General features: G+C 70.3%; 16 protein-coding genes and 1 pseudogene. 4 read left to right on the forward strand and 13 right to left on the reverse strand.

Annotated elements, in window-relative coordinates; translation table 11 throughout:
* Positions 1–331: 331 nt before the first annotated feature.
* Complete coding sequence (locus ACIRB4_RS10005; protein WP_403289691.1) at positions 332–973, forward strand: histidine phosphatase family protein; 642 nt, start codon at positions 332–334, stop codon at positions 971–973.
* 140 nt (positions 974–1,113) lie between these two features.
* On the opposite strand, the gene ACIRB4_RS10010 is transcribed toward ACIRB4_RS10005, so the two are convergent.
* The 4 genes from ACIRB4_RS10010 to ACIRB4_RS10025 all read right to left on the reverse strand — a co-directional run bounded on the left by ACIRB4_RS10010 (position 1,114) and on the right by ACIRB4_RS10025 (position 9,199).
* Positions 1,114–4,047, reverse strand: a complete 2,934-nt coding sequence (locus tag ACIRB4_RS10010) for a hypothetical protein (RefSeq protein ID WP_403289692.1) — start codon at positions 4,045–4,047, stop codon at positions 1,114–1,116.
* A gap of 62 nt (positions 4,048–4,109) precedes the next feature.
* Positions 4,110–4,535 carry a hypothetical protein gene (locus tag ACIRB4_RS10015; protein WP_403289694.1) on the reverse strand — a complete coding sequence of 142 codons (426 nt, stop codon included), beginning with the start codon at positions 4,533–4,535 and terminating at the stop codon, positions 4,110–4,112.
* A 187-nt stretch (positions 4,536–4,722) separates the two neighbouring features.
* A complete protein-coding gene (locus tag ACIRB4_RS10020) occupies positions 4,723–6,336 on the reverse strand; it encodes a hypothetical protein (protein WP_403289695.1) in 1,614 nt (537 codons plus the stop codon).
* Positions 6,337–6,424: 88 nt separating this feature from the next.
* Positions 6,425–9,199, reverse strand: a complete 2,775-nt coding sequence (locus tag ACIRB4_RS10025; protein WP_403289696.1) for a BTAD domain-containing putative transcriptional regulator — start codon at positions 9,197–9,199, stop codon at positions 6,425–6,427.
* A gap of 515 nt (positions 9,200–9,714) precedes the next feature.
* On the opposite strand from ACIRB4_RS10025, the gene ACIRB4_RS10030 reads away from it, so the two are divergent.
* Positions 9,715–10,152, forward strand: a complete 438-nt coding sequence (locus tag ACIRB4_RS10030; RefSeq protein WP_403289698.1) for a hypothetical protein — start codon at positions 9,715–9,717, stop codon at positions 10,150–10,152.
* 436 nt (positions 10,153–10,588) lie between these two features.
* On the opposite strand, the gene ACIRB4_RS10035 is transcribed toward ACIRB4_RS10030, so the two are convergent.
* Positions 10,589–11,173 (reverse strand): hypothetical protein, encoded by a 585-nt coding sequence (locus ACIRB4_RS10035; RefSeq protein WP_403289700.1) that lies wholly within the window; start codon positions 11,171–11,173, stop codon positions 10,589–10,591.
* Positions 11,170–12,537, reverse strand: a pseudogene (locus ACIRB4_RS10040) (NF041680 family putative transposase); the annotation flags it as partial. The gene ACIRB4_RS10035 and the pseudogene ACIRB4_RS10040, both read right to left, overlap by 4 nt.
* A gap of 53 nt (positions 12,538–12,590) precedes the next feature.
* On the opposite strand from ACIRB4_RS10040, the gene ACIRB4_RS10045 reads away from it, so the two are divergent.
* On the forward strand, positions 12,591–12,929 hold the full coding sequence (locus ACIRB4_RS10045; protein WP_403289702.1) for a hypothetical protein: 339 nt from the start codon (positions 12,591–12,593) through the stop codon (positions 12,927–12,929).
* A gap of 278 nt (positions 12,930–13,207) precedes the next feature.
* Here ACIRB4_RS10045 and ACIRB4_RS10050 read toward each other — a convergent pair whose 3' ends face one another.
* The 3 genes from ACIRB4_RS10050 to ACIRB4_RS10060 all read right to left on the reverse strand — a co-directional run bounded on the left by ACIRB4_RS10050 (position 13,208) and on the right by ACIRB4_RS10060 (position 16,520).
* Positions 13,208–13,726: a hypothetical protein gene (locus tag ACIRB4_RS10050; protein WP_403289704.1), complete on the reverse strand. Its 519-nt coding sequence runs from the start codon at positions 13,724–13,726 to the stop codon at positions 13,208–13,210.
* Positions 13,727–14,141: 415 nt separating this feature from the next.
* Entirely contained in the window at positions 14,142–14,447 is a 306-nt protein-coding gene (locus tag ACIRB4_RS10055) for a hypothetical protein (protein WP_403289706.1), read from the reverse strand.
* A 336-nt stretch (positions 14,448–14,783) separates the two neighbouring features.
* Entirely contained in the window at positions 14,784–16,520 is a 1,737-nt protein-coding gene (locus ACIRB4_RS10060) for a protein kinase (protein WP_403289708.1), read from the reverse strand.
* A 177-nt stretch (positions 16,521–16,697) separates the two neighbouring features.
* Here ACIRB4_RS10060 and ACIRB4_RS10065 point away from each other — a divergent pair, with 177 nt between their 5' ends.
* Positions 16,698–17,198 (forward strand): hypothetical protein, encoded by a 501-nt coding sequence (locus tag ACIRB4_RS10065; RefSeq protein WP_403289710.1) that lies wholly within the window; start codon positions 16,698–16,700, stop codon positions 17,196–17,198.
* Between the two features lie 174 nt (positions 17,199–17,372).
* Here ACIRB4_RS10065 and ACIRB4_RS10070 read toward each other — a convergent pair whose 3' ends face one another.
* The 4 genes from ACIRB4_RS10070 to ACIRB4_RS10085 all read right to left on the reverse strand — a co-directional run bounded on the left by ACIRB4_RS10070 (position 17,373) and on the right by ACIRB4_RS10085 (position 22,807).
* Entirely contained in the window at positions 17,373–18,569 is a 1,197-nt protein-coding gene (locus ACIRB4_RS10070) for an MFS transporter (RefSeq protein WP_403289712.1), read from the reverse strand.
* A 98-nt stretch (positions 18,570–18,667) separates the two neighbouring features.
* Positions 18,668–20,941 (reverse strand): MMPL family transporter, encoded by a 2,274-nt coding sequence (locus ACIRB4_RS10075; RefSeq protein ID WP_403289713.1) that lies wholly within the window; start codon positions 20,939–20,941, stop codon positions 18,668–18,670.
* Between the two features lie 416 nt (positions 20,942–21,357).
* On the reverse strand, positions 21,358–21,576 hold the full coding sequence (locus ACIRB4_RS10080) for a ferredoxin (protein WP_403289715.1): 219 nt from the start codon (positions 21,574–21,576) through the stop codon (positions 21,358–21,360).
* A 4-nt stretch (positions 21,577–21,580) separates the two neighbouring features.
* The gene (locus ACIRB4_RS10085) at positions 21,581–22,807 is read right to left on the reverse strand and encodes a cytochrome P450 (protein WP_403289717.1); all 1,227 of its coding nucleotides are present in this window, start codon (positions 22,805–22,807) and stop codon (positions 21,581–21,583) included.
* Between the last annotated feature and the right edge of the window lie 181 nt (positions 22,808–22,988).

A 22,988-nucleotide genomic window follows, 5' to 3' on the forward strand; every position in this document is an offset into this window, starting at 1 on the left:
GGGCTGGCTGCACTCCTACAATCACCACCGCGGACACACCGCACTCGCAGGCAAACCGCCCGCCAGCCGCGTCCCCAACCTCACAGGGCAATACACCTAGGCAGCGGATCGTCGCGAGGACCGATATCCGAGTAGTCCCTTCGGGTGAGACGTTCTTGTCTCAGTTGGTTAACATGTGTCTCACCGAGGGGTGTGCGCGTCACAGCCCCCCGGGCAGCTCAGCGCGTCGATTTGCCGGAGCGCCGCACGTCACGCGGCTGCCCGAGGAGCACCGCGGTGCGCGGCCGACGCGCAGCTTCGGCTGGCCGTCCACGAAGGAAGGACACGTCGCATGCGCACTCTCTACGTTGTCACTCACCCGCAGGCCACGCACCATGTCGAGGACATCGTCGGGGGCTGGCATGATTCGCAGCTGACCCCTGCTGGCATCCGGGCCGCGGCTGCCGTCGCCCAGGCGCTGCGTGCGCGAATTCCCCGGGGTGCCGACGTGGAGCTGTACGCATCGGACCTGCGGCGCACGCGGCAGACGGCCGAAGCGGTGGCCGAGTTGTTCGGCGTCGCCCCGGTGCTGGATCCCAGGCTGCGGGAGAAGTCCTACGGAGAGGCGGGCGGCAGGCCCCAGCAGTGGCTGGACCGGCGGTTCGTCCCGCCGCCGGTCGTCGGCGAGCGGCTGGAACACGACGAGGGCGTGGAGGGCGCCGAGACCAAAGCGGCTTGGGTCCGGCGCGTTTACGCCGCCATGGACGATATCCTCGGCCGCCCGTGCGAGCACCAGATCATCGTGACCCACGGTGGCTCCCTGACCTTCGTCGTCACGGCGTGGATCAAGATGCCGCAAGCAACGGTCGGCTACGCCAGTTTCCGGGTGCCTGCGGGCAGCATCACCACCCTGCACGAGGATGACTTGTTCCACAACCGGCAGATCGTCGCGCTCGGTGACACCCGCCACCTTGACTCCGCCGCAGCCGACTGACTGCCATCACTGCCATCACGAGAGCTCGGGCCCTGCCTCGTTGGTATCGGACGTCGTGGAGACGAAGCCCGGTGGCACCGTGCCGGCAGGCGCAGGCCGACTGGATGGTCGTTCGGGCTGCGTCGGCACCCCGAGGCTTCTCAGGGGGATCGGCGCCGCGCCGGACGGAGGAGCCACTGCCAGGGTGGCCGGTGTCGGCGGATCTCCCGGCGGACTGCGCGGGCCTTCTCCTGCGCGCCGGTCTCTTCGTGGAACCGTGCCAAGAGCTCGAGTGTGCGGACCACGTCCTTCCGGTAAAACTCGGGGTCGTCGGCCATCAGGTCGTCGTACACCCTTACTGCACGGCGCAGCCGTTCTTCGACCCCTGTGTCGCACGCGGGTCGCCCCATCTCCAGGCGATGCAGAGCAAGCTGGATGAGTGCCTCCGCGTAATCGCGGCGGTCCCTCCCGCTGCCGCCTTCAGCCAGCCGCCGGTACACGTCGGCGATCTCCGTACGCGCGGCGAGCCCTTTGGCGCCCTGTTGTTCCGCTGTCGGCAGGAGCAAAGCGACGAGGCGTCGGCAATAGACCGGTTTGATCCGCGCCATGTACCGGTAGACCGCCGTCTCCAGGGCGTCGATCGCCTCGATCGACTCGAGGACCTGCTGCGGTCCGTACTCCGCCGGGGGCACGCTGATCTCAGGTGGTGGTCGCATGCGGCTGCGCAGCTCGGCGGCCTCGGCGCGGACTGTACGTGCTTCTGCTGCGCGGCCATTCGCTTCGAGTGCGCCGGCGTGGGCCTCAAGGGATTGTTCGAGCGAGGGGGTCAGTGCGTCCGGGTTCGCCTTGGCCCGCTCTCGGTTGATTTTGACCGCCCGGGTACTCGCCTTCAGGGCCCGCATGCGCCAGTCGGTACCGATGGGGACGGCACGGTGCCAGGTGAGCAAAAGACCCGCGAGGTTGCTCAGGGCCAGTGCGTAGGTTCCGGGATGGTCTGGCTGGTCTCCGCCCTTCCTGTGCCCGAGGAGGAGCACCGCTCCCTCCGTCGCCGCGACCGCCGCTCCGCCGCGACCTGCCGCGGAGAGGTCGGTCCCGATGTTGAGAAGGGTCGCACCGAGGTCGTCGCCGTGCCTCTCGGCGTCCTGTTCGGAGAGCAGGACAAGCGTGTTGAGCGCCATGGCATGGGCGTGGAACCCTTCGGCCATTCGCCCGGCTGTACGGAGGGCTTGCCCATAGTCACAGAGGGCGAGCGCCCACCGGGCCTTCCGGCCGTCAGGGCCGAGTCCGCCGAGTTGGCCCTCAGAGTCGGTCTCGGTGAGGAGACGCTCGAAGCACACGGCCCGTTGCGCCGCTTCGACAGCCTCCTGCGGCTGGCCAAGACTTGTGTGGCTGGCGAACAGATTGACGTACGCCCCGGCCAGATTCGGGGTCTGTGAGCCGGGCCGCTCGGCCTCCAGCTGCTCCAGGATCTCGACGGCCCGCACCGTCGAACTGTGCGCTTCCTCGTAACGTCCGGCACGACGCTTGGCGTGCGCCAGTTTGCTGTGGACGGAAACATGTTCGCCTGCGTCGTCCGTGGCCGCAAGCCAGTGCGGGGCGAGTCGTTCTACCAAGACCGCGTAGGCCGGCTCCAGGTCGGGGTGCTCGCCCTCAGGTAGGCGAGCCTCGATCGCCTCCAGGAGTTCCATGTCGATGTCGTCGAGCGCGGCCACCGCGCCGAGTGCCCGTCCGCCGGCGGCGACGGCGAGCCATGGCGCCCGCCGCAGCAGCGGGTACAGGTGGTCATGGCGCATGTGTGGCCAGCGTTCGGCGGAGGCGGCCAGGAAGGTCAACGCGCGGGGCGTCCAAGGCTCCGGCCGCCTCTCGCGACCGGGCAACAGGAGGCTGCCGAGCGCCTCAGGGGCCCAGGAGGACGACGGGTAGGCATCCTGGGCCGAGTGGCCGGGAAGGGTGAGAGCGAGAAAGTCCTCAGCCAGCCGGTCGGGCAGCAGAGGTTCGAGGACGACGCCGGGCCCGGTTGCGGAGGGCGGGTAGCAGACGCTGTGGTCGGCGAGGACCCGGTCGGCGGGGTGCGGTGCGGCGGGCGGGATTGCGGTTACCTGGTCGACGACGATCCGGCCGATCCCCGAGCGCATGGTCCCTGTCAGTACGGCCGCGAACACAGCGCGGTTCATCACCTGCGGTGGAGTCGTGTACGTCCGCCCCACCGCGGCTGTCGCACGGCCTGCGTCCTGGGTGTGGAGTCGTGCCCAGTGGGCTTGCTCGCGGTTGAGGAGGTAGGTGACCAGGCCGACGGCACCGGTGGGTGTACGGCGGCCGTGCAGGTGGGCGTCGACGGCCACCAGGGCAGCCATGTGAACGGACAGCGTCAGCCCGAAGTCCGGCTCGTCCAGGGCCATCGGCGGGGAGATCCGTAACGGCGTGGTGCCGGGCGCGCCGGGGGCGGGTGCGAGGTAGGCGGCGAACGTGTCCCGGGCGGCCTCGAACATCTCTGCCCGTTCGCCGCCGGTTTCCCGCAGGGGCGTCAGGGCTTGGAGGGATGTGGCCGCCTGGAAGTCGTGCACGGCGGCCTGCACGGCGGGCCACTGGTCCGTGCCGCGGGCCAGCAGCAGCACCCGGGTCGGCAGGTCGGGATGGTGGAGCAGCCGGTTGCTCAGCAGCCAGGTGAGGTGGGGTAGCGGCCATTGGTCGGCATAGTCGACGACCAGCAGCACCCCGGCGGCGCCTGCGGCCCGCAGGTCTCCCCCGGCGCCGGCGGGGACCACGTTGCCGGGGCCGTGTACGGCCCTGACGACCTTCCATCCCTCGGCAACGCTGTCCCGGGCGAACGCCGCCGCGAGGCGGCTCTTGCCCTGGCCGCCGGGTCCGTGGAGCCAGCGGACGGCGAGCCGTCGGCCGCCGGCGCCGCGCCACGCGCGGAGCTCAGCGAGCTCCATCGCGCGGCCCGTGAAGGGAACGATCTCGTGCCGGGCGCTGAGCAGGCGGCTGGGCAGCTCCCGCAGCCAATCGGGGTCCAACTCCGCCGGGTCGAGCCACTCTTCCAGGACATAGGCGGGCAGCCCGTCCACATACACGTGAAGGTCGGCGCCGACCACGCCGTACGCGAATCCACCCTCCGCTGTGACGTGCTGACGCGCCGACGGGTCCTGCTCGCTCATCAGGGGGCGCCCTCGGCGGCCGGCCGGTGATGGTGTACATGCACGCTGCTGCCGGGGCCCTGGGCGCCGAAGGCGGCGCCGCCGGCGTGTGCGGTGATGTGCTGCGACCACTCCTGGGCGGCCGGGGGCACGGAGACCTCTTCGATCAGAGCACGCAGCTCGTCCGCAGCTTCGGGGTGTTCGCGCAGCAGGGCGCCGATCCGACGCGCCCAGGGGCGTACAAGGTCCTCGCGTACGGCGTCGGTGTCGTCGCCCTCGCCCGTGACCAGTTCCGCGTCGCCGTCCAACTGGGCCTGCAACGCGGTGGACCGCTCATCGCCACGACGACGGAACAGCTCGATCACGCGCTCTCGGGTTCCCTCCCAGGCGCTGGTGGCCATGGCCGCCACGACGGTCGTCGCACCCGTCATGGCCAGCACGGTCATCGGATCCGACATAAAACCCCTCTGGTTGTTGGGTGCAATTACGCCGGCAAGGGTACCGATGCCGTCGCGGCCCGTCCGGTGATGGGCGCATCAGCACGTTCGGGTTCGAGAACCGGCACGATCGCTTGCCCCGCTCAGCTCTGCCGACGAACGTGGCAGGCAATTCCCGGGCGGGGCTCCTCGAAGCTCAGGTCGGGGATCGATCACCCGCCCGGAGTGGTGGCACCGCCGGCTCGGTGGTTGCTGGTTTGGGGAGGACGGGTGTGGGTTGGGTGGTGTCGGGGGCGAGGTTGCCTTCCATGTCGATCCAGGTGTCGTTCCATGCGTGGCCGTGCTGCGGGCCGCGTTGCCAGGTGTGGGTGACTCGGCCGTGCGGGTCGCGTCCGAAGACGGACAGATCATCGCTGGGGTTGAGGATCACGGCCGGGTCGGTGCTGAGGTGTCCGCCCAGGGGTGTCCAGGCGGACCAGGGTCCGCCGGTTCCGGTCTGCCAGCGGTGGTGCAGGCCACCGTCGGTGCCGCGGGCGAAGAGGACCATGCCGCCGTCGCGGCCCACCAGAACCATCGGCCTGCCCAGCACGGCGCCTTCCATGTCGACCCAGGTGTCGTTCCAGGCGTGCCCGTGTTCCGGGCCCCGCTGCCAGGTGTGCGTGATCCGTCCGTCCGGGTCGCGGGCGAAGACCGACAGGGCGTTGTTCGGGCTCAGCACCACCGACGGGTCGCCCGCGAGCCGCCCGCCGAGGGGTGTCCAGGCGGACCAGGGTCCGCCGGTTCCGGTCTGCCAGCGGTGGTGCAGGCCACCGTCGGTGCCGCGGGCGAAGAGGACCATGCCGCCATCACGCCCCACCAGCACCGACAGACGGCCCGCGACCGAGCCCTCCATGTCGACCCAGGCGTCATTCCACGCGTAACCGTGCTCCGCGCCCCGCTGCCACGTATGCGTCACCCGGCCGTCCGGATCACGCGCGAATACCGACAACGCGTTGTTCGGACTCAAGACGACCGAGGGATCTCCCGCGAGGCGCCCGCCCAGTGACACCCACTCCGGCGCCCAAGCGCCCGCCTCCGACTGCCAGGTGTGCCACAGGGTCCCGTCCGCGCCACGGACGAACACCACGAGCTTCCCGTACCGTCCCACGAGCGCCCAGGGGCGTCCGACCGCGCCGCCCGGCGGTCGGCCCAGCCCGGTCCAGGCCGACCAGGCACCACCCGCCGCGTTTTGCCACCGGTGCACCACTCCACCGGACGGATCGACGCCGAAGACGGCCATGCCCGAACCGTGGTCCACCACCGAAGGCACACCCACACCCACCCGAACCACCCGCGGCGTGGCCTTCCACCAGGACGTCTCCTTGCGGGCACCTGCCCAGCTGAAACTGAAGTGGACGTGGTCGGTGTGCGGGCTCACTCCGGTGTACGGGGTCCAGCCGGCGTTCGGGCGGTAGGACTCCCAGATGCGCCGATTCCAGATGATGTACATGATGCCGAAGCGGCGGGCGAGGGCGTGGGGGTTGCCGTGCCGGTCTGTGGCGAGTAGCCAGTCGATCAGATCCGAGGCGAGGTGTCCCTGAGTGTGGACGTCGACGCCCCAGTCCCAGGCACGCCCTTCTTTGTGCTCGCTGTCGATGGTGTTCCCGCATGCGCGGCTGATGCCCATGCTGCTGGTACCGGGGTAGGTGGCGAGCACCAGGTCACGAAAGTCCAGCAGCCCCGGCTTTGCCTGCGGATCGCAGACGCGTGCGGGCTGGGACGGCGCGTAGCCGTCGATCTGGGGACCGAAGTCCGGGGCGGTGGGGGCCATCGGCGTGGTACTCCTCGTCTGCTGCGCACCCGGGACGCGACCGCGACCCGGACGCCCACCACTGTGCCGAGGCGCACTATCACCTCAGTCACTCCTCGGTCACATCCGGTGAGGACACCTCGTCGATGAGGGTGAGGGCGAGGGCGATGCCGTCGTCGGCCGCAGCGCCACGGTTCCACTTCCGGGAGTACGCCTCCGGACCCAGGCGGTCTCGGGCGAGGCTTTCGGTGCGCGTGTGGACCGTGTAGAAGGGGTGCAGTCCGATCAGTGCGACACCGGTGTCGCGGCGCAGCCGGTCGGCGGCCCCGAGGAGTCGAGCCGCCCGCCCGTGGTGCCCCAGGGCGCCGACGGCCCAGGCGATGGTCTCCACGGTCCAGACCGGGCCCCAGCTGTTGTCGATGGCCTGCTGCCGGCCCAGTGCGTCGCGCAGAGGTCCGAGGGCGCGGGCTGGGTCGCCGTGCAGTACCTCCGTCAGCCCGGTGCACCAGGTCGCCCAAGAGCGGGCCCATTCGGCTCCGTACGCCTCGGCTTCGGTGACGTAAGCGCGGCAGGCGTGCCATGCCGTCTCCCGGGGGCTGAGGAAGGCGGCGGCCATGGCCCAGAGCATGGTCGTCATGTGGGCGTCACCCGTGAGCCCGGCCGCGCGGAAGCCGTCCCGCGCGAGGGCGAGCCGCTCGACGCAGCCGGGGCTGCCGTGCACAAGGAAGTCATAGGCGCCCTCAATGTAGAGAGCCGGCGCCGTCGCGGAGTGCGCCCCGGCCGTTCGGCAGTGCTCGGCGAACCTCCGTGCCGCTGGACGGTCGCCCTGGCAGAGCGCGATCCATGCCTTCATCGCGGTGGCGAGAGCGCGCGCGTCGTCGGGCAGGTCGCTCTGCGCGCCGGCGAGGCTCTCCAGCCAGTGGCGCCCTTCGCTGGGGGTGCACCCGAAGAACCAGAAGCGGGTGCGGGTGAGGTTGATGGCGATCTCCACGCCGACGGCGGCCCGTCCAGGGTGAGTGCGGCAGAGTTCCAGGGCTGCTCTGATGTTGGGCACTTCAGCTCGCAGCCGAAGCAGCCAGGGCACCTCTGCCGGCCCGCACCATTCCGTGGCGGCGCGGACGGTCATGCGGTGATAATGGTCGTTGTGGCGCAGGCGCACCCCCGTCGCCTCGGCGGTATCTTCCTCCAGGCGGCTCATGCCGTACTGGCGGATGGTCTCCAGGAGGCGGTAGCGGGCCGTACCACCGGTGTGCTCCGCGACCACGATCGACTTGTCCACCAGACCGGTGAGGAGGTCGAGCACGTCCCCCGGAGCGATGCCGTCACCCGTGCACACCGCCTCGGCCGCTTCCAGCTCACAGGTGCCTGCGAACACCGAAAGCCGCCTCCACAGCAGGCGTTCAGTGGAGGTGCACAGTTCGTAGCTCCAGCCGATGACTCCTCGCAAGGTGTGCTGGTAGCGATGGGGCGTGCCCCTACGGGGCGCGGCCAGGAGCCGGAAGCGGTCTTCCAGGCGCTCCAGGATCTGCTCGACGGTCAAGGAGGTGAGGCGGACGGCGGCCAGCTCGATGGCGAGGGGAATGCCATCGAGCCGTCGACAGAGTTCGGCGGCCGGGGCGCTGTCCGCGTACGCCTGGGAGGAAGCCGGGGCGCAGGCGGCGGCGCGGTCGGCGAGCAGGCGCAGCGCCTCCGAGGGGGCGGCGCCGTGCTGGCCAGGCAGGGAGAGGCCGGGCACGAGCAGGACGTGTTCCCCCGGCACGCCGAAGCGTTCGCGGCTCGTGGCCAGGATGCGCAGTCCGGGGGCGGCCCGCAGGAGCCGGAGGGACAGGGCGGCGGCGTCCTCGACCAAGTGCTCACAGTTGTCCAGCACGAGCAGGGCGCTGCGGTCGCGGAGGTGTTCGGCGACCACCTCGGCCGCGGGCCTGGCGGACTGGTCACGTAGACCGAGGGCGTCGGCGACCGCCCGGTCCAGCAGGTCGGGCTCGGAGAGAGGGGCGAGGTCCGCCAGCCACACGCCGTCGCCGAAGCCGGGTGCCGCCTGCCGCGCGGCGCGCAATGCCAGCCTCGTCTTGCCGACGCCCCCGACGCCGGTGAGCGTGACCAGTCGGGACAGCTCCAGCAGGCGGTGGATGCGGGCGAGCTGGCTCTCCCTGCCGATGAAGGTCGTGGTCTCCGCGGGCAGGTTTCCAGCGGTGCGTGTGCGGGCCGGCGCCGCGACCAGCTCCGGTGCGGCGTTCAGGATGCGCTGGTGCATCGCGCGCAGTTCGTCCCCGGGGTCCACGCCCAGTTCCTCGGCGAGTAGCGTGGCGACCTCGCGGTAGCAGGCCAGCGCCTCGCCCTGGCGGCCGGTCTGGTAGAGCGCCAGCATGCGCTGGGCCCAGAACCGTTCACACAGGGGATGCCTCTCGGTGAGAGCGCGCAGTTCGGGCAGCACGTCGCCCGGGCGGCCGCGGCGCAGGTCCGCCTCGATGCACAACTCGAGTACCTGGGTCCGCTGTTCGACGAGGCCGGGGATGACATCCTGGAACAGCTCGCTCGGCAGATCGGACAGAGGATCACCACGCCACAGTGCGAGGCCCTCACGCAGGAGGGCCGCGGCGCGCTCGGGATCACCTGCCTCCAGGGCTGCTCCGCCCTGCCGTGCGAGAGCGGCGAAGCGGTGCGTGTCCAGTGCCGAGGGTTCGACATCGATCCCATAGCCCCGGCGGTGGGTGCGGATGAGACCCGGGTCGAGGGCGCGGCGCAGCCGCAGCACGTAGTTCTGCAAGGTGTTCCGCGCCCCTGCCGGCGCGTTCCCACCCCACACCCGGTCAACGATGGTGTCGACCGGGAGGATCCCGCCGGCATGAGTGAGCAGGACGGCCAGCAGAACCCGAAGACGCATGGCCCCGACGCTGACAGGAACGCCATCCCGCAGGATCTCCAGCGGTCCCAAAAACTTGAACTCGTACTGTGCGCCCATTGGCGTGAGCGTAGAACAGCAGTGACCGCGGTGCTACTTTGCGTGACGAGGGAGTCACTGGTAAGTGACCGGTACGTCGCTGAAGTGTGGAACGATCGGGAGCCACCGGCTTCGGCGTCGCAAGCTCACGCCTCCGCCGGCATACAGCGAGATGGCAGCGATACGATTCCCCGCCCTGACCGCCGCCGGGCTCCTTCCCGCCGAGCTGCAGGAGATGGCCGTCTGCTACCTGCCAAGGCGCATCGGGACCGCCGCTCCGCCGAATCGCGCCGCGGCATGCAGTACGTCACCGACACCGGGGGCCGCCTCGCCCCCGCCGCCCGCCGCGGCCGCGCACATCTCGCCCGCCTCGCCGGCGACTTCCCCACCACCCACGCCATCGTGCCGACCGACCTCGGCTGGCCCGGACGCCACCACCGCGTCGACGGCAACGTCTGGTGGCCCCACGGCGACACGCCCCGCCCCGCCCCGCCGCCGGGTACAAGGCCGCCCGCACCGAAGCCGAACAACACGGCGTCGCCGGCGGGGAGACCGGCCTCGCCGAGCAGCTCCTGACCGGCCTCGACCTGCGGGCCACTACCCTCACTGTGAAGATCGCAGCCCTCGTCCGCGCCGCCGGCACCGACAGGGATGTCCCCGACCGCGCCGAGGCCCTGCGTGCCGAGATCACAACCGCCGATCTCCGCGCCTCCGAAGCGATGCTCGAACTCGCCCTGGCCTTCCACCGCACCGCCACCGGCAACAGCCCGGCGGCGGCTGCGAACATCACCCGGCTCCGCGACCTCTTCCCGGACGGCGACTACGCGTACTGCGCCGAGGTGGCATGGTCGGAAGCATGGATGAGGCAGTGGAGCTCAAGCGCCGGGCGGCCGTGATGCAGGGGGATCTAGGGCACCTGCCTGTATCGGCCGACGCCAGGAGAGCGGAACCTGACGGCCGCGCTCATCACGGCCCGGGAGAGCGACGGTGACCGACTGACCGGCGCGTCCGTATGCGGGGGCACGCAGGAGACCTCCGGCGGTGACGCTGCCGCCTCTCCTCTGCTGAACTTGTTGCCCCTGGTTTGGGCGGTCCTCGAGAACCAGGTAGCCCGAGAGTCGTCCCATGGCCGCTCGGCTCTCGGCGAGGTGAGTGATCTCCCGGATGCCGTCGTCGCCTACCCAGGGCCGGCCTGACCCGCAGTGCGCGGGCCCGGGACTGCGGCCGGGCGGGCGAGCGCACCGCTTGAGCTTGCGTTTTAACCTTTGCCTCGACCAGTTTTTGGCTGGTCGAGGCAGACAAGAGAGTTCGCACGGACCTGAGTGCCAGCTCTCAATCTTCATGCGACACACCGAGGTCGTGGCGCATAGCGGTCCTCATAGTTCGGAGCATCTCCCAGACCTCGTACTGGGCCTGGGCCGCGGTCTCCATCGTTTCGCCTGGTTCGGGGGCGCCGCGTTCGAGGCGCTTGACCTGGCCGTAGACCTTGTTCAGGGCTTGGTTGACGACACTCGCTCGCATGAGTACTTCTTCGGGGGCGATCATCTGTGCTTCGGAGTATCGATCGCGGTGCGCGTTCTTCGCCTCCTCAAGTGCGTCGCTGTCGGCCTCCTCCACGCCGCGTTCCCTCATGACGTGTAGGTGGCGGTTGAGTGCGGTGGTGAACTGCCGGGCATCTCGGTTGAGTTCCACATAGCAGGTGCGTCGCAGCGAACGGTTCTCGCGGACCTCCTCATGGTCTCGAACGAGCTCTATCTCCCGGCGCTTCGCTCGTTCGGAGCCGCGCTGGGTGAGTAGCGCCCCTCCCAGGGTTCCTGCGACGCCTGCGACAGCGATGATCACTGAGCTGAGATCCACCGACGTACCCCCGTGAACTTCCTCGGCCTCGTGCCCGCTGCACATGGCCCAGGCCGTCAAGTTTGCCGCTCCTCGGTGCGCCGGGGTTTGGTGCCCTTCTTGTGGTGGGCGGGGCGGCTGTACGCCTCGCCGGTGGCAAGGACTCTGCCCACGTCATGACGGGTGGCCGGGTGGCGGTTCTTCGAACCCGGCGGCCGGCCAGGCCCAGGACGAGACGGTTTCGGTGCACTGGCCGGGGAGCCGGTCTTCGTGCACAGGTTCCTGAACCCCCTGCGGACCCGGGCGGGCGTGAGCCTGTTCGGCGGAGCCGGTTTCTCCCAGGGGCGCCGGAGATCGGTGGCCAGCGGCCGCGCGAGCCGGAGCTGGGCATAGGCGGCGATCACCAGCCACGTCCACCGGTCGGCAGCCTCCGAGCTGCGAAGCCGGGGCTTGGTCCATCCAAGTGTCTGCTTGAACAGGCGGAAAGTGTGCTCCAGGTCGAAGCGGCGGAGGAAGGACTGCCAGCAGCGGTCGACATCGGCCTGGGTGGCGGCGGTGCCCGACCACCACAGCCAGACCGGCTTGTTCACCCCGCCGCTGGGCAATGTCTCCACGACCAGGCGGATGACGGTGCCTTCGATGATGGGTAGCGGTCCGTCGTAGTCGATCCTGGCCGCCCGGCGGGTGAGCCGAGGGTGCAGGCGGTCCCATGCCTGCGCGGTCGCCTTGCCGTAAAGGTGGGTGTCGGTGGTCGTCACGGCCTGCTCGATACCCCACGTGGAGGGGTCACCGAAGACGAACTCGCCTCCGTGCTTGGGTGGTCGGCCGCCCTTGGGGTCGTAGACCCGCGGCGGTGTCGGCCGGCGCATGACGCGGTCGGAGCGGAGTCTGCCGGGGATCTCGACGGGCAGATCGGTCAGCAGGTGGGCGATGCGGGGTGCGTCGTATCCGGCGTCCAGAACGATCAGGACTTCGGGGTCGCCCGGCTTCCACTGGCCGGCGGCGACGAGCCGCTCGACCAGCTCGCGGAGCTGGACCGTGGTCACCGCGGCGACGTCCGCGCCGGGCTCCAGACGGACCGCGTCCAGCACTGCTGTCCACGACGTCCGGCCGGTCTCCAGCGCAGCCACGATCGAGTACGGCCAGCCTGGGACCATCTGGTGCTTGCCCTCACCCCGGCCGAAGGTGTGGCAAAAGGACCGGTCAGCACAGGTGTTGGCGTCCGGCCGCAGCCACGGCGAGACATCCGCGGCCAGCACGATCCGACCATCCGCCGCCCTCGGCAACGGCATCGAAGCCAGGGCCCGACGCAGCCGGGCGATATCGATCCGTCCCTGGTTGAGGCCGCCGTAAAGGGCCCCGTGCCCGCGGCGGTGCTCCGGTGCGAGCGCCAGATCAACCAGCGTCCGCACCGGCCCGTCCGTGCACAACAACGCATCGCATAAAACACTGGGCGGGCCGGGGAGAGGAGAGTCTTCAGGCCGACGGCGGAGGCATCGTGACCTGCATCAACGTCGCGTACAGCCTGTCCCTGCTGGAGTTCGGCATCACACACCCGGACGTCCGAGTGCCGTCGTTGCTAATTATCGACTCCCCACGGAAGGCGTCCGGGAGCAACCTCGACGACCAGGCCCGAGGCCGCCGGACCTACCAGCGCTTTCAAGCACTTGCCGAGACCCACGCCTCCCAGGTTCAGCTGATCATCGCCGACAACGACTCGGCGCCGATCCCGGGCCCAGCCTTCGGAAGAATCGAACTGGACTACGAAAATCCCCTTGTCCCGGGCGTAGCCCACCCTGGGCCCGAGCACACCCACCGAGCCGAGGACGAGTCCTGACGCTAGTCATGACACTGGCGGCATCGCTCAACCTGACTGCAAGGTAGAGCCCGCCCTGGTCCGGCCAAACGTTTGCCAGTAATGCCTTCGGTCCATCTTCCCGAGTCGCTTCACCCCGCCCTTGCCGTGGCAGGGAGTCACGCACACATCACGGCCCTGGACCAGGGGTGGGTCAGCGTATTCCATAACGAACGCCTACGCCCCTCCAGCCCACTGCCGGCTACGGGCAGGCTCTCCGAGGTCTGAACGCCTGGGCGATGAGCTGACGAGTAGGGCGGTCACGAGCGGTGAGACTCCGGGACCCACTGTTCGAGCAGTACCTCTGCGGGCAGCGCGCTGCCGTCGGGCGTCAGGCGCTGGACCGGCATGTCGTGAGAGGCGCATGCGAGCAGTTGCTCGGCGACGAGGTGGGGAACGAGTAGGGCTGTGGTGCCTGCCTGCCGGTTGAAGGCCACCTGGTAGGTGGCGATGACGGCAGCTTCCCACAGGGTGAGGGGGTCGCGTTCCGGCTCGCTGTGGTGGGTTCGGGGGAGGGCGGGTGCCTTGACTGCCACCAGCTGCCATGGCGTGCTAGCGGGGCAGCAGGCTTCTACGCGTGCCTGGCGGATCCAGTCGGCGGTGAGTTCGCGAAAGGCGGCGTGGGCCTCGAGCTTCCCTTTACGGCGACGCCCGAAGGCGTCGCTGACGACGGTGTAGACCGCGAAGTCCTGATCTTCCAGGCGGCGCCATGACCAGATGGCTCGCTGACTCCACTCGTACCAGGCTCGCCGGAAGGTCTTCTCCGCCGCCGCTCCCAACCCGGCGAAGCCGGGATGCTCAGTGAACTGTGGCGTGGGCAGGACACGTACGGCTGCCGCCTCCAGCAGTCGGGCCGGCTGCAGGAGGGCCGCGAAGGCCCGGCGCTCGTCGTCGAGGACGGCGGCGAGCCGGGTCTGCAGCCTCTCAGTCCACGGGGCGAGGAAGGGGTACTCGGCTACGGCCTCGTTGCTCCATGTCAGGTAGGAGTGCAGTCGGCGCCAGTGCTCGTGGCGCTGGGACCGGAGGTTGCGGGCGCGGTCGTACCGCTCCCATTCCTCGTCGCGCCCGGCCTCGTCGTCTTCCTCCTCCTCGTCGCTGGAGTCGGTGACGCGGGGCGGGTACTCGCCGGCGGTCAGGGCGATGGCGGCGTCACGCTCGGCCTCGATGTCTTCCTCTCTTCGGATCCCGGTCGAGTCAGATGGCGAGCGAGTCCACCACGCTCACAGCGGCGCCGAGCGGAAGGATGAGGCTGTCCGTGGGCAGAGGCCATCGGCAGTTCGTACAGAGCCGCTCCACGGCTTCGCCGAACGGGATGTCGATCTGGTCCACGGAGGCGGCTGACCGCAGCGTGCTGCACTCGGGGCTCCCGTGGAGCTTGCCCTTGCCCGTCGCCGAGGCGTGGCAGGTAATGAGAACGTCCCGGGTCGGTCCCAAGGAAACCTCAGGCGTGAAGAGAGAACCGAGCATGACGTGGCGAAGCTCGTCGCGAGTCGAGGGCATGTCGGGAGGCTATGCCCGGGCACTGACAGTCCGCCGGTAATCCGCCCCCTCCGCCCTGCAGTGACCCGAGAAGCTGGAGCAGATGCCTCGCCGCCAGAACGGCCGTCTTGGGGACCAGTTGGGGACCACACGCTACGCGCAGTGCTGCACAAGACATACCGCCGTGCACACGTTGCGCCTGGATTAAGTCTGCTATATCCGGAAAATGCCCTCGACCCGCACATCTGGGGGTCAAGGGGTCGCAGGTTCAAATCCTGTCGTCCCGACTTGCATCTACGCAGGTCAGAGGCCGTATCGGAAGCATCCGATACGGCCTCAAGATCGTCATGCCGGCTGTCATTGCGGGTTGATCGTCTTCAGGCAGACCGTGCCGGGCGGTCCGGTGAAGTACCAGTCCTCCGGGTCCCTCCCGCAGCTCTCCCGCCCTCCGAACGTGCCAGGCAGAACCCTGGTGATCCGCAGCGGCATACCCCCGCCCGGAGCCGCGGTGCCGCACTCGTACGGGGACCACATCTCTTCCGTGGCCACCGCCCTGATCTCGACGTAGCGCTTGCCGGCGACGCACTCGCCCGCGCGGAACTGCCGGGTGAGACAGAGGTAGCGGCGATCGGTCTGGGTCTTGCTGTCGTTGGACCAGGAGATCGTGCCGTTTGAGCTGTAGTCGCATCCCTTGACGTCGTCCGTCACGGCTTGCACGTACGTGTAAGCCTCGGACGCGTCGCAGTCGACCGTCTTCGGCACCTCCGGTGTCCAGCTTCGTCCTTCGGGAGCAAGCACGTTCGTCAGGCAGTTGCCTGCCCGGATCTCGCGGAAGGCCGGCAACAGCGGATTGTCGGAGAAACTGTCCGCGTACCACTTCTGGTAGACGGACAGCCCACCGAAGAAGACTCCGACGGCGATGAGGAGCGCAACCAACACACGCCGTAGCTTCCGCAGCGCCCCGTCCCGCTTGTCGTCCAGGGCGGGGCGGGGTCGTGAGGCAGCAGGACGAGGGCCGGCAGTCGCACGGCGGGCCGGCGACGGCACGGGCTCCGCACTTTTGGCGAGAGCGCCTTTCACCGCCTTGGTCGGTGGGTCCGAAGGGACGCGCTCGGTGGGGGTGGATCGTCCCGTCGGCCCCTCGTACGACCGGATAAGGGCGATCCAGCGGGCGGGCAGCAGCCGACGTCCGCTGTCAGCGGTGTGCGACAGGCCGCGCAGTACGTCGGCGGGCGATGGCCGCGCCGCGGGATCCAGCGACAGGCAGGAGCGGACCGTCTCGTCGAGCTCGGGCGGAAGTCCCGTCAGATCGAGCTCGCCCCGCTGGACATGCGTCAGAAGGCGAAGCGTGTCCGAGTCCTCCGCGTACGGAGGGCGCCCTACGGCGAGGTGGAAGAGGGTCGCCCCCATCGAGTACACGTCGGACTTGGCGGTTGAGGCCTCTCCGCGCGCCTGCTCCGGAGAGGTGAAGGCGATGGTGCCCAGCGTGAGCGACGTGCGGGTCAGGTCCGTGGCGTGGGAGATGCCGAAGTCGATCAGACGCGGACCGCTCAGCGGCAGCAGCACGTTGCCCGGTTTCACGTCCCGGTGCACCACGCCCGCACGGTGCAGGTCGACGAGCGCCTCGGCCATGCCCGCGGCGACCCACCCGGCGGCGGCCGGCTCCAGCGCCCCGGCGTCACGGACGAGCGCGGCGAGCGACGGCGCCGGTACGTACTCGGTCGCCATCCACGGCGGATCGCCCGCGGCGTCGGCATCCACGACGGCCACCGTGAACACGCCCGTCACCCGCCGGGCGAGCGCCACCTCCCGGGCGAAACGCCGCCGGTCGAACTCCGCCGTCTCCCCAGCGGCCAGCAGCGTCTTCACCGCTATGAGCCGGCCGCTCAACGTCTGTGCGAGATAGACCCGACCCATGCCGCCGGCACCGATGCGGCCAAGGAGCCGGTAGTCACCCAGACGTAAGGGATCACCGTCACCCAGCGGTCGAATACCTGGCACGTGCACGTTCACTGCTTCCTCCCCGACAGGCCAGTGCGCGCGGACGCCGCAGCCTACTTGCAACAGCCGCGCCACCCCAGGGCCCTGGATCATGCGCCGCTCACCGCTGCCCTCGGGCAGGGCTTGGCCTACTGCTCACTGCTCGTACGGACACCGGCCCGGCGTCGGGGAGCTGCAGAGCCCTCCGTTCAAGGACGCGGGAACCCTGGTCCCGACGCGTGCGGTCGAATTCGGGTGCGCTGATCTGCGGGGCAGCCGCATACTCACCGCATGGCTCCGTTCTCCGGCCGGTTTCAGGACCCGCGCAGCACCGAGTACGACTTCATCAGCTCGATCATGGTGCGATGCCCCGGCGGCGCGAAGGCCGCTCGCGTCATTCCAGCGCCCGAAGAGTGCCATCCCGGAGGCCGGATGCTGTTCAGGCCGCGGCGGATGGTCTGCCGTGGTTGCGGACTGTCACGAGTGTGGAGCGGCCGGGCGGTCATGCTCCCCCGCGGTACGGCTGTACCCGCGACGGATCCGTACTTCGGTATGCCGTTGTGGCTCCAGGTTGAGACCCGGCATGGCTGGTTGTGGGCGTACAACCTCGAACATCTTGACCTGATCCGCCGTTTCGTCCAAGCACCGCTGCGGGAACGAGCGCCCTGGTACGACACAGGACCGCAGAAGACCTTGGTGGCCCGCCTTCCGGCATGGATCAAGCGAGCGAAGAACCGAGACGAGATCCTGCGTGCCGTCAGTCGGATCCACGGTTCATTGGCTGCCGCCTGAGCTGCTGACCGATCGACGCCGAGACCAGAGGTGGTCGCTGTCGGCCGGCCTGCCCTTCCCGCGGGATCCCGTCCGTCGGCCGGTCCTGGCCATGGACGTCTCGCCATGGGCGCGGGGGCGCTGTGGTCGGACGCACCGTGCTCCTCAGGCCGGTCAGCGGTGGGGCCGTATGTCTCAGCCCTGCGTCGTCCGCACCGGCCGGCGCAGAAGGTAGGCCGCCGCCGTGGTGACGAGGAGGAGCATGCAGGCGATGAACACCAGGCCCGCGGTTCCCAGGCCGAGGGGGTCCGCCAGGAGGCCGACGCCGATGACCGGGAGGGAGATGCCGGCGTAGGCGACCAGGAAGAGGGTCGAGATCACGGCGGCGCGCCGGTCCGGTGGGGCGGTTGCGGCGACGGCTGACAGGGACACGCGGAAGACGAGGCCTTGTCCCGTGCCGCCGATGACGGCGGACAGGACGACGAGGGCCAGGAGGTCCGTGTACAGGGCCCCGGCCAGGAGGGCCAGACCGGTGAAGAGGACGGCGCAGCCCGCGGGAAGGGAGCGCGTCACTCCGACGCGTCCGACCGCCAGTTGACCGGCGGTCGAGGAGAAGAAGGCGAGCGCCACCACCAGACCGCTCACCGCGTGGTTGTCCACGTGCAGGTAGCGGGCGAGGAAGGCCGGACTGACCGAGGTGAACACCCCGAAGAGGGCGAAGCCGGTGAAGGACGCGATCGCCGCCGGAACGAACACCGGTCGGACCCGGGCCGGCAGGGCGGGGCGACGCGCACGTACGGCCGTGAGGGGCCGTCGCTGCCGCACGGTCTCCGGAAGGCGCAGCAGCACCAGCGCCGACACCGCCGCCAGAGCCAGATGGATGCCGTACGGCAGCAGCAGCAGCGGGGCAGGGGCGTACTGGGCGAGCAGCCCGGCGAGCAGAGGGCCGCAGCCGAGGCCGCCCATGTTGGCCGCCGTGGCCACGAACGTGGCCCGCGGCCCGCCGCCGGGCGGGGCCAGCTCCATGACGTACGCGGTGGCCGCCCCCGTGAACAGGCCCGCGGACAGGCCCGACAGCAGCCGGCCCGCGTACAGCCAGCCCACGGAGTCGGCGCACAGGAAGCAGACGGCACTCGCCGCGGCGAAACCCAGACCCCACAGCAGGGCCGGCCGTCTGCCCACGATGTCGGACGCGTCACCCGCGACGAGCAGGACGGCCATGACCCCGAACGCGTACACCGCGTACACGACCGTCACCGTCAACTCGGAGAACCCGAACTCCGCCTGGTAGACGGGGTACAGAGGGGTGGGAAGCGTAGTGCCGGCCATGCACACGACGAATACGGCGCCGGCGAGCAGACAGCGCGGCCAACTCCGAGGATCACCAGCCATGCCGCCGACCGTAACCCCGAAGGGCGCTTTCGCCCCTACAGCACCACGCCCGGGTTGGCCAGGCGTGGTGCCGTGTGCGCAGGAGGCGTACGGAGTGGTCAGCCCACGAGGTGGTCCTCTCGCGCGGAGTGCCCCGAGGGCGCCCCGGGCCGCTGCCGCGTCAGTTTCTCCCCCTCGACGTCGATGTTCGGCAGGAGCCGGTCCAGCCACTTCGGCAGCCACCAGGCCGACGCGCCGAGGAGAGCGAACAAGGCGGGCACGATGGCCATGCGGACGACGAACGCGTCGAAGAGGACGGCGGCGGCGAGACCGAAGCCGATCATCTTGACGAAGTCGTTGTCCTCCATGATGAAGCCGGAGAAGACGCTGGTCATGATGAGCGCGGCGGCGCTGACGACCCGGCCGCCGTACCGGAAGCCGGTCACGACCGCCTCGCCGGGGCGGGCGCCGTGGACGTACGCCTCACGCATCCGCGAGACCAGGAAGACCTCGTAGTCCATCGCGAGGCCGAAGACCACGCCGATCATGAAGATCGGCAGGGTGCTCATGACGGGCCCTGGCTGGTCGACGCCGACGAGGCCGGCGAGCCAGCCCCACTGGAACACCGCCACCACGGCGCCCAGGGCCGCGGTCACCGACAGCAGGAAGCCGAGCGCCGCCTTGAGCGGGACGAGCACGGAGCGGAAGACCACCATGAGCAGCAGGAACGCCAGGCCGACGACCAGGCCCAGGTAGGGGAGCAGCGCGTCGTCCAGGGTCTGCGAGAAGTCGATGAACATCGCGGTCTGGCCGGCGACCAGGATCGCGGAGCCGCCCGTCGCGGTCTCCAGGCCGCGCGCCGTGGCACGCAGGGAGCGCACCAGGTCCTCGGTCCGGGCGTCGGTCGGACCGGTGGCGGGGACGATGGTGAGGAGCGCGGTGTCGCCCGCCCGGTTGGCGGTGACGGCGGAGACGGCGTCCACTCCGCGTACGTCCGCCAGCGTCGTGCGGACCCGCTCGGCCGCCTTCGGCGCGTCCTGCGCCTCGACGATGACCGTCAGCGGACCGTTGAAGCCGGGGCCGAAGGAGTCGGACAGCAGGTCGTACGCCTTGCGCTGCGTGGTCTGCGGGGCCATGGTGCCCTCGCCGGGCAGCCCCAGTTCGAGGTCGGCCGCGGGCAGGGCGACGACGCCGAGGCCCACCACGCCCAGCAGCAGAACGGCGACGGGGCGGCGCAGCACCAGACCGGCCCAGCGAGCGCCGAGGTTGGGCTTGCGACCCGCCTCAGGCTTGGCGGCCTCACGCTCGTCGGCCAGACGCTGGGCGGCCTTGCGTCGCTGACGCTTCGACAGCGGCTTGCCGGTGTACCGCCTGCGCTCCGCGCGGGCGAGAACCCTGACAGGTGCGAAGCCGAGGAGTGCGGGCACGAAGGTGATCGCGACGAGTACGGCGACGGCGACCGTCCCGGCCGCGGCCAGGCCCATCGTGGTGAGCATCGGGACGCCCACCACCGCGAGCCCCGCCAGGGCGATGACCACCGTGAGCCCGGCGAAGACGACCGCCGAGCCCGCGGTGCCCACGGCCCGAGAGGCGGCCTCGGCGCGCTCGTGCCCCTCGGCGATCTCGGAGCGGTACCGGGAGACGATGAACAGGGCGTAGTCGATGCCGACGGCGAGGCCGATCATCATCGCGAGCGTCGTGGTGGTGGACGACAGGCCGAGCGGGCCGGCGAGCGCGGTGATGCCGCTGACGCCTATGCCGACGCCGACCATGGCCGTCAGCAGAGGCATTCCGGCGGCCACCAGGGAGCCGAAGGTGAGGAGCAGGACGACGGCGGAGACGAGGATGCCGAGCTTCTCACCCGTACCGCTCATCGCCTGCTCGATCTCGACGGCGTCCCCGCCCGCCTCGACCACGAGCCCCGTGTCCCGGGCCCGCTCCATCGCGCCGGTGAGACCGTCGCGCGCCGCGCCGGTCAGCTCACCGGCCGCCACCTCGTACGTGACGTAGGCGTACGTGGTCGTACGGTCGCCGCTCACGGCGTTCGCCTCGAACGGGTCTGCAACGACCGCGACTTGGGGCGCCTTGGCCAGATCCGCGACCAGTCGCCCGACCTGCGCCTTGCGGACGGGAGAGGTGATCTTCTCGGTGCCGGGGGCGCGGATCACGACGCGTGCGGCGGCACCGTCCGGGCGGGCGTCGGGGAACTTCTCGCGGAGGAGGTCGAAGGCCCGCTGCGACTCCGTGCCGGGCATCGAGAAGGTGTCGGCGGGAGGGGCGGGTGCGGTGGAGGCCGCGAAGCCGGCGCCGACGAGAGCCAGGAGCCATAGGAGGACGACCAGGCCCCGCCGTCGGAAGGCGAAGCGGCCGAGCCGGGAGAGGAAGGTAGCCACGGTGGAGGAAGTCCTGTCGTCAGGGTGGTGGTTGGCGTGGGGTGGGGGAGAGTGGCACCGCTCGCCGGCGGCATACGAAGGGCGCCGTTGAGGGCGACGGGTCGCGCTCTCCGGAGAGGCACGGTGCTCAGAGCGCACCGGGGGGAGGGCGGCTGGGCCGGGCACCGGGCGGGGAGGGCTGGACCGGGTGCCGTGGGGGAGCCGCCGCGGGCGGTGGTGAAGGGGCGGCGACGCTGAGCCGGGGGCAGCGCTGAAGGCGCGGCGCGCTGTACGGGCGCGGGCTGCACGAGCGGCGATCGGGGCCGCTGCGGCGCGATGAACGGGGAGCGGGCGCGAGGGACTCGGCGGCGCGCGCCGTTGGAACGCGTTGCGGCAGCGGTGAGTTGCCCTGCGCGATGCTGAGAGCAGAGGAGCGCCTACGAGGCGGGGGCTGAAGGCTCCCTGTCGGTGAGGGTGATCGCGGCGGCGGGGCAGACACCGGCCGCGACGCGGACCGCAGCCTGCCGCTCCTGTGGCGGCCGGGCGTTCAGGAGGACGACCAGACCCTCGTCCTGGTCCTGGTCGAAGACCTCAGGGGCGGTCAGGGCGCACATCCCCGCACCGAGACAGCGGTCGCGGTCGACACGGACGTCCATCGGCTCAGCCCTCGTCCCAGGTGACCGGCAGCCGGTGCACGCCGTAGATGTTCATGTTCGTACGCAGCGGCACCTTGTCCGCCGGCACATCGAGGCGCAGCGTGGGGAACCGTAGGAGCAGCGCGGGCAGGGCCACCGTCAGCTCGACGCGGGCCAGTTGCTGACCCAGGCACTGGTGGATGCCGTGCCCGAAGCCCAGATGCCCCGTCGCCTTGCGGCTCAGGTCGAGCGTGTCGGGGTCGGGGAACCTTTCCGGATCCCGGTTGGCGGCCTCGAGCGAGAGGGTGACGGTCTCGCCGGCCGTGATCGTCAGGCCGTCCAGCTCGATGTCTTCCAGCGCGGTCTTCACGGTGGTGTGGGCGACCGTCAGATAGCGCATCAGCTCCTCGACGGCCTCGGGAGCCAGATCCGGGTCGGTGCGCAGGGCTTCGGCCTGGGCCGGGTTGGTGAGCAGCGCGAACGTTCCGTGGGCGATCATGTTGGCGGTCGTGTCGAGACCGGCGCTGAGCAGGAAGCCGCCGACGCCGACGAGTTCCTCGTCCGTGAGGTCCGAGCCCCGGGCGAGGTCGCCCAGGAGGTCGTCGGAGGGTTCGGCGCGCTTGGCGGCGACCAGCTCCGTCATGAACTCCTGCAGTCCGGTGAAGGCGGCGTACTGTTCCTCTGGCGCCGCGTCCATGGTCATCAGCGTGTGGGCGTGCCCCTGGAAACGCTCCCGGTCGGCGTAGGGGACACCGAGCAGCTCGCAGATCATCAGCGCGGGCAGGGGCCGGGCGAACGCCTCGACCAGGTCGGTGCCGGGCCCCCGACGCTCCATCGCGTCCAAGTGCTCTGCGGTGATCTCCCGTACTCGATCGGTCAGTCGGCGCATGCGGCGAACGGTGAACTTGCTTATGAGGATCCGCCGGAAGCGGGTGTGCTCGGGCGCGTCCATGCCGGTCATGTCACCGACGGGAGCGGGCGGGACAGGGCCCTCGGGTCCACCGGGGAAGGGGTAGTGCATCAGCTCGTACCGCGAACTGAAGCGGGAGTCGCCCATGATCGAGCGGACGGTGGAGTAGCCGGTGGCCAGCCAGCCGACGTGCCCGTCGGGGTACGTCATCCGGGCGAGCGGGCGCTGATCGCGCAGCTCCGCCAAGCCGGCGGGCGGGTCGAAGGGACAGCCGGCGGCGCGCTGTGTGGGGAGCGTGACGGGCTCGGCGGCATCGGGCCGGGTCGACGGTTCGTGCTGCATGGTGTCCTCCGTGGAGAGTGACGTGCGGTGAACTGTGACGTGCGTCGTGATCTGCGGCCTGGGGTCGTCTGTCGCGTGGGTGGTCGAGTGGGGCGGGCGGTCGTCAGCGCTTGGCCGTACGGCCGAAGGCGGAGCGCGCCCAGAGGGGTGGGTGGAGGTCTGGGCGGAGGTCTGGGCGGCG

The sequence above is a fragment of the Streptomyces sp. NPDC093600 genome (assembly GCF_044764755.1).
In the GTDB taxonomy this organism is placed as follows: domain Bacteria; phylum Actinomycetota; class Actinomycetes; order Streptomycetales; family Streptomycetaceae; genus Streptomyces.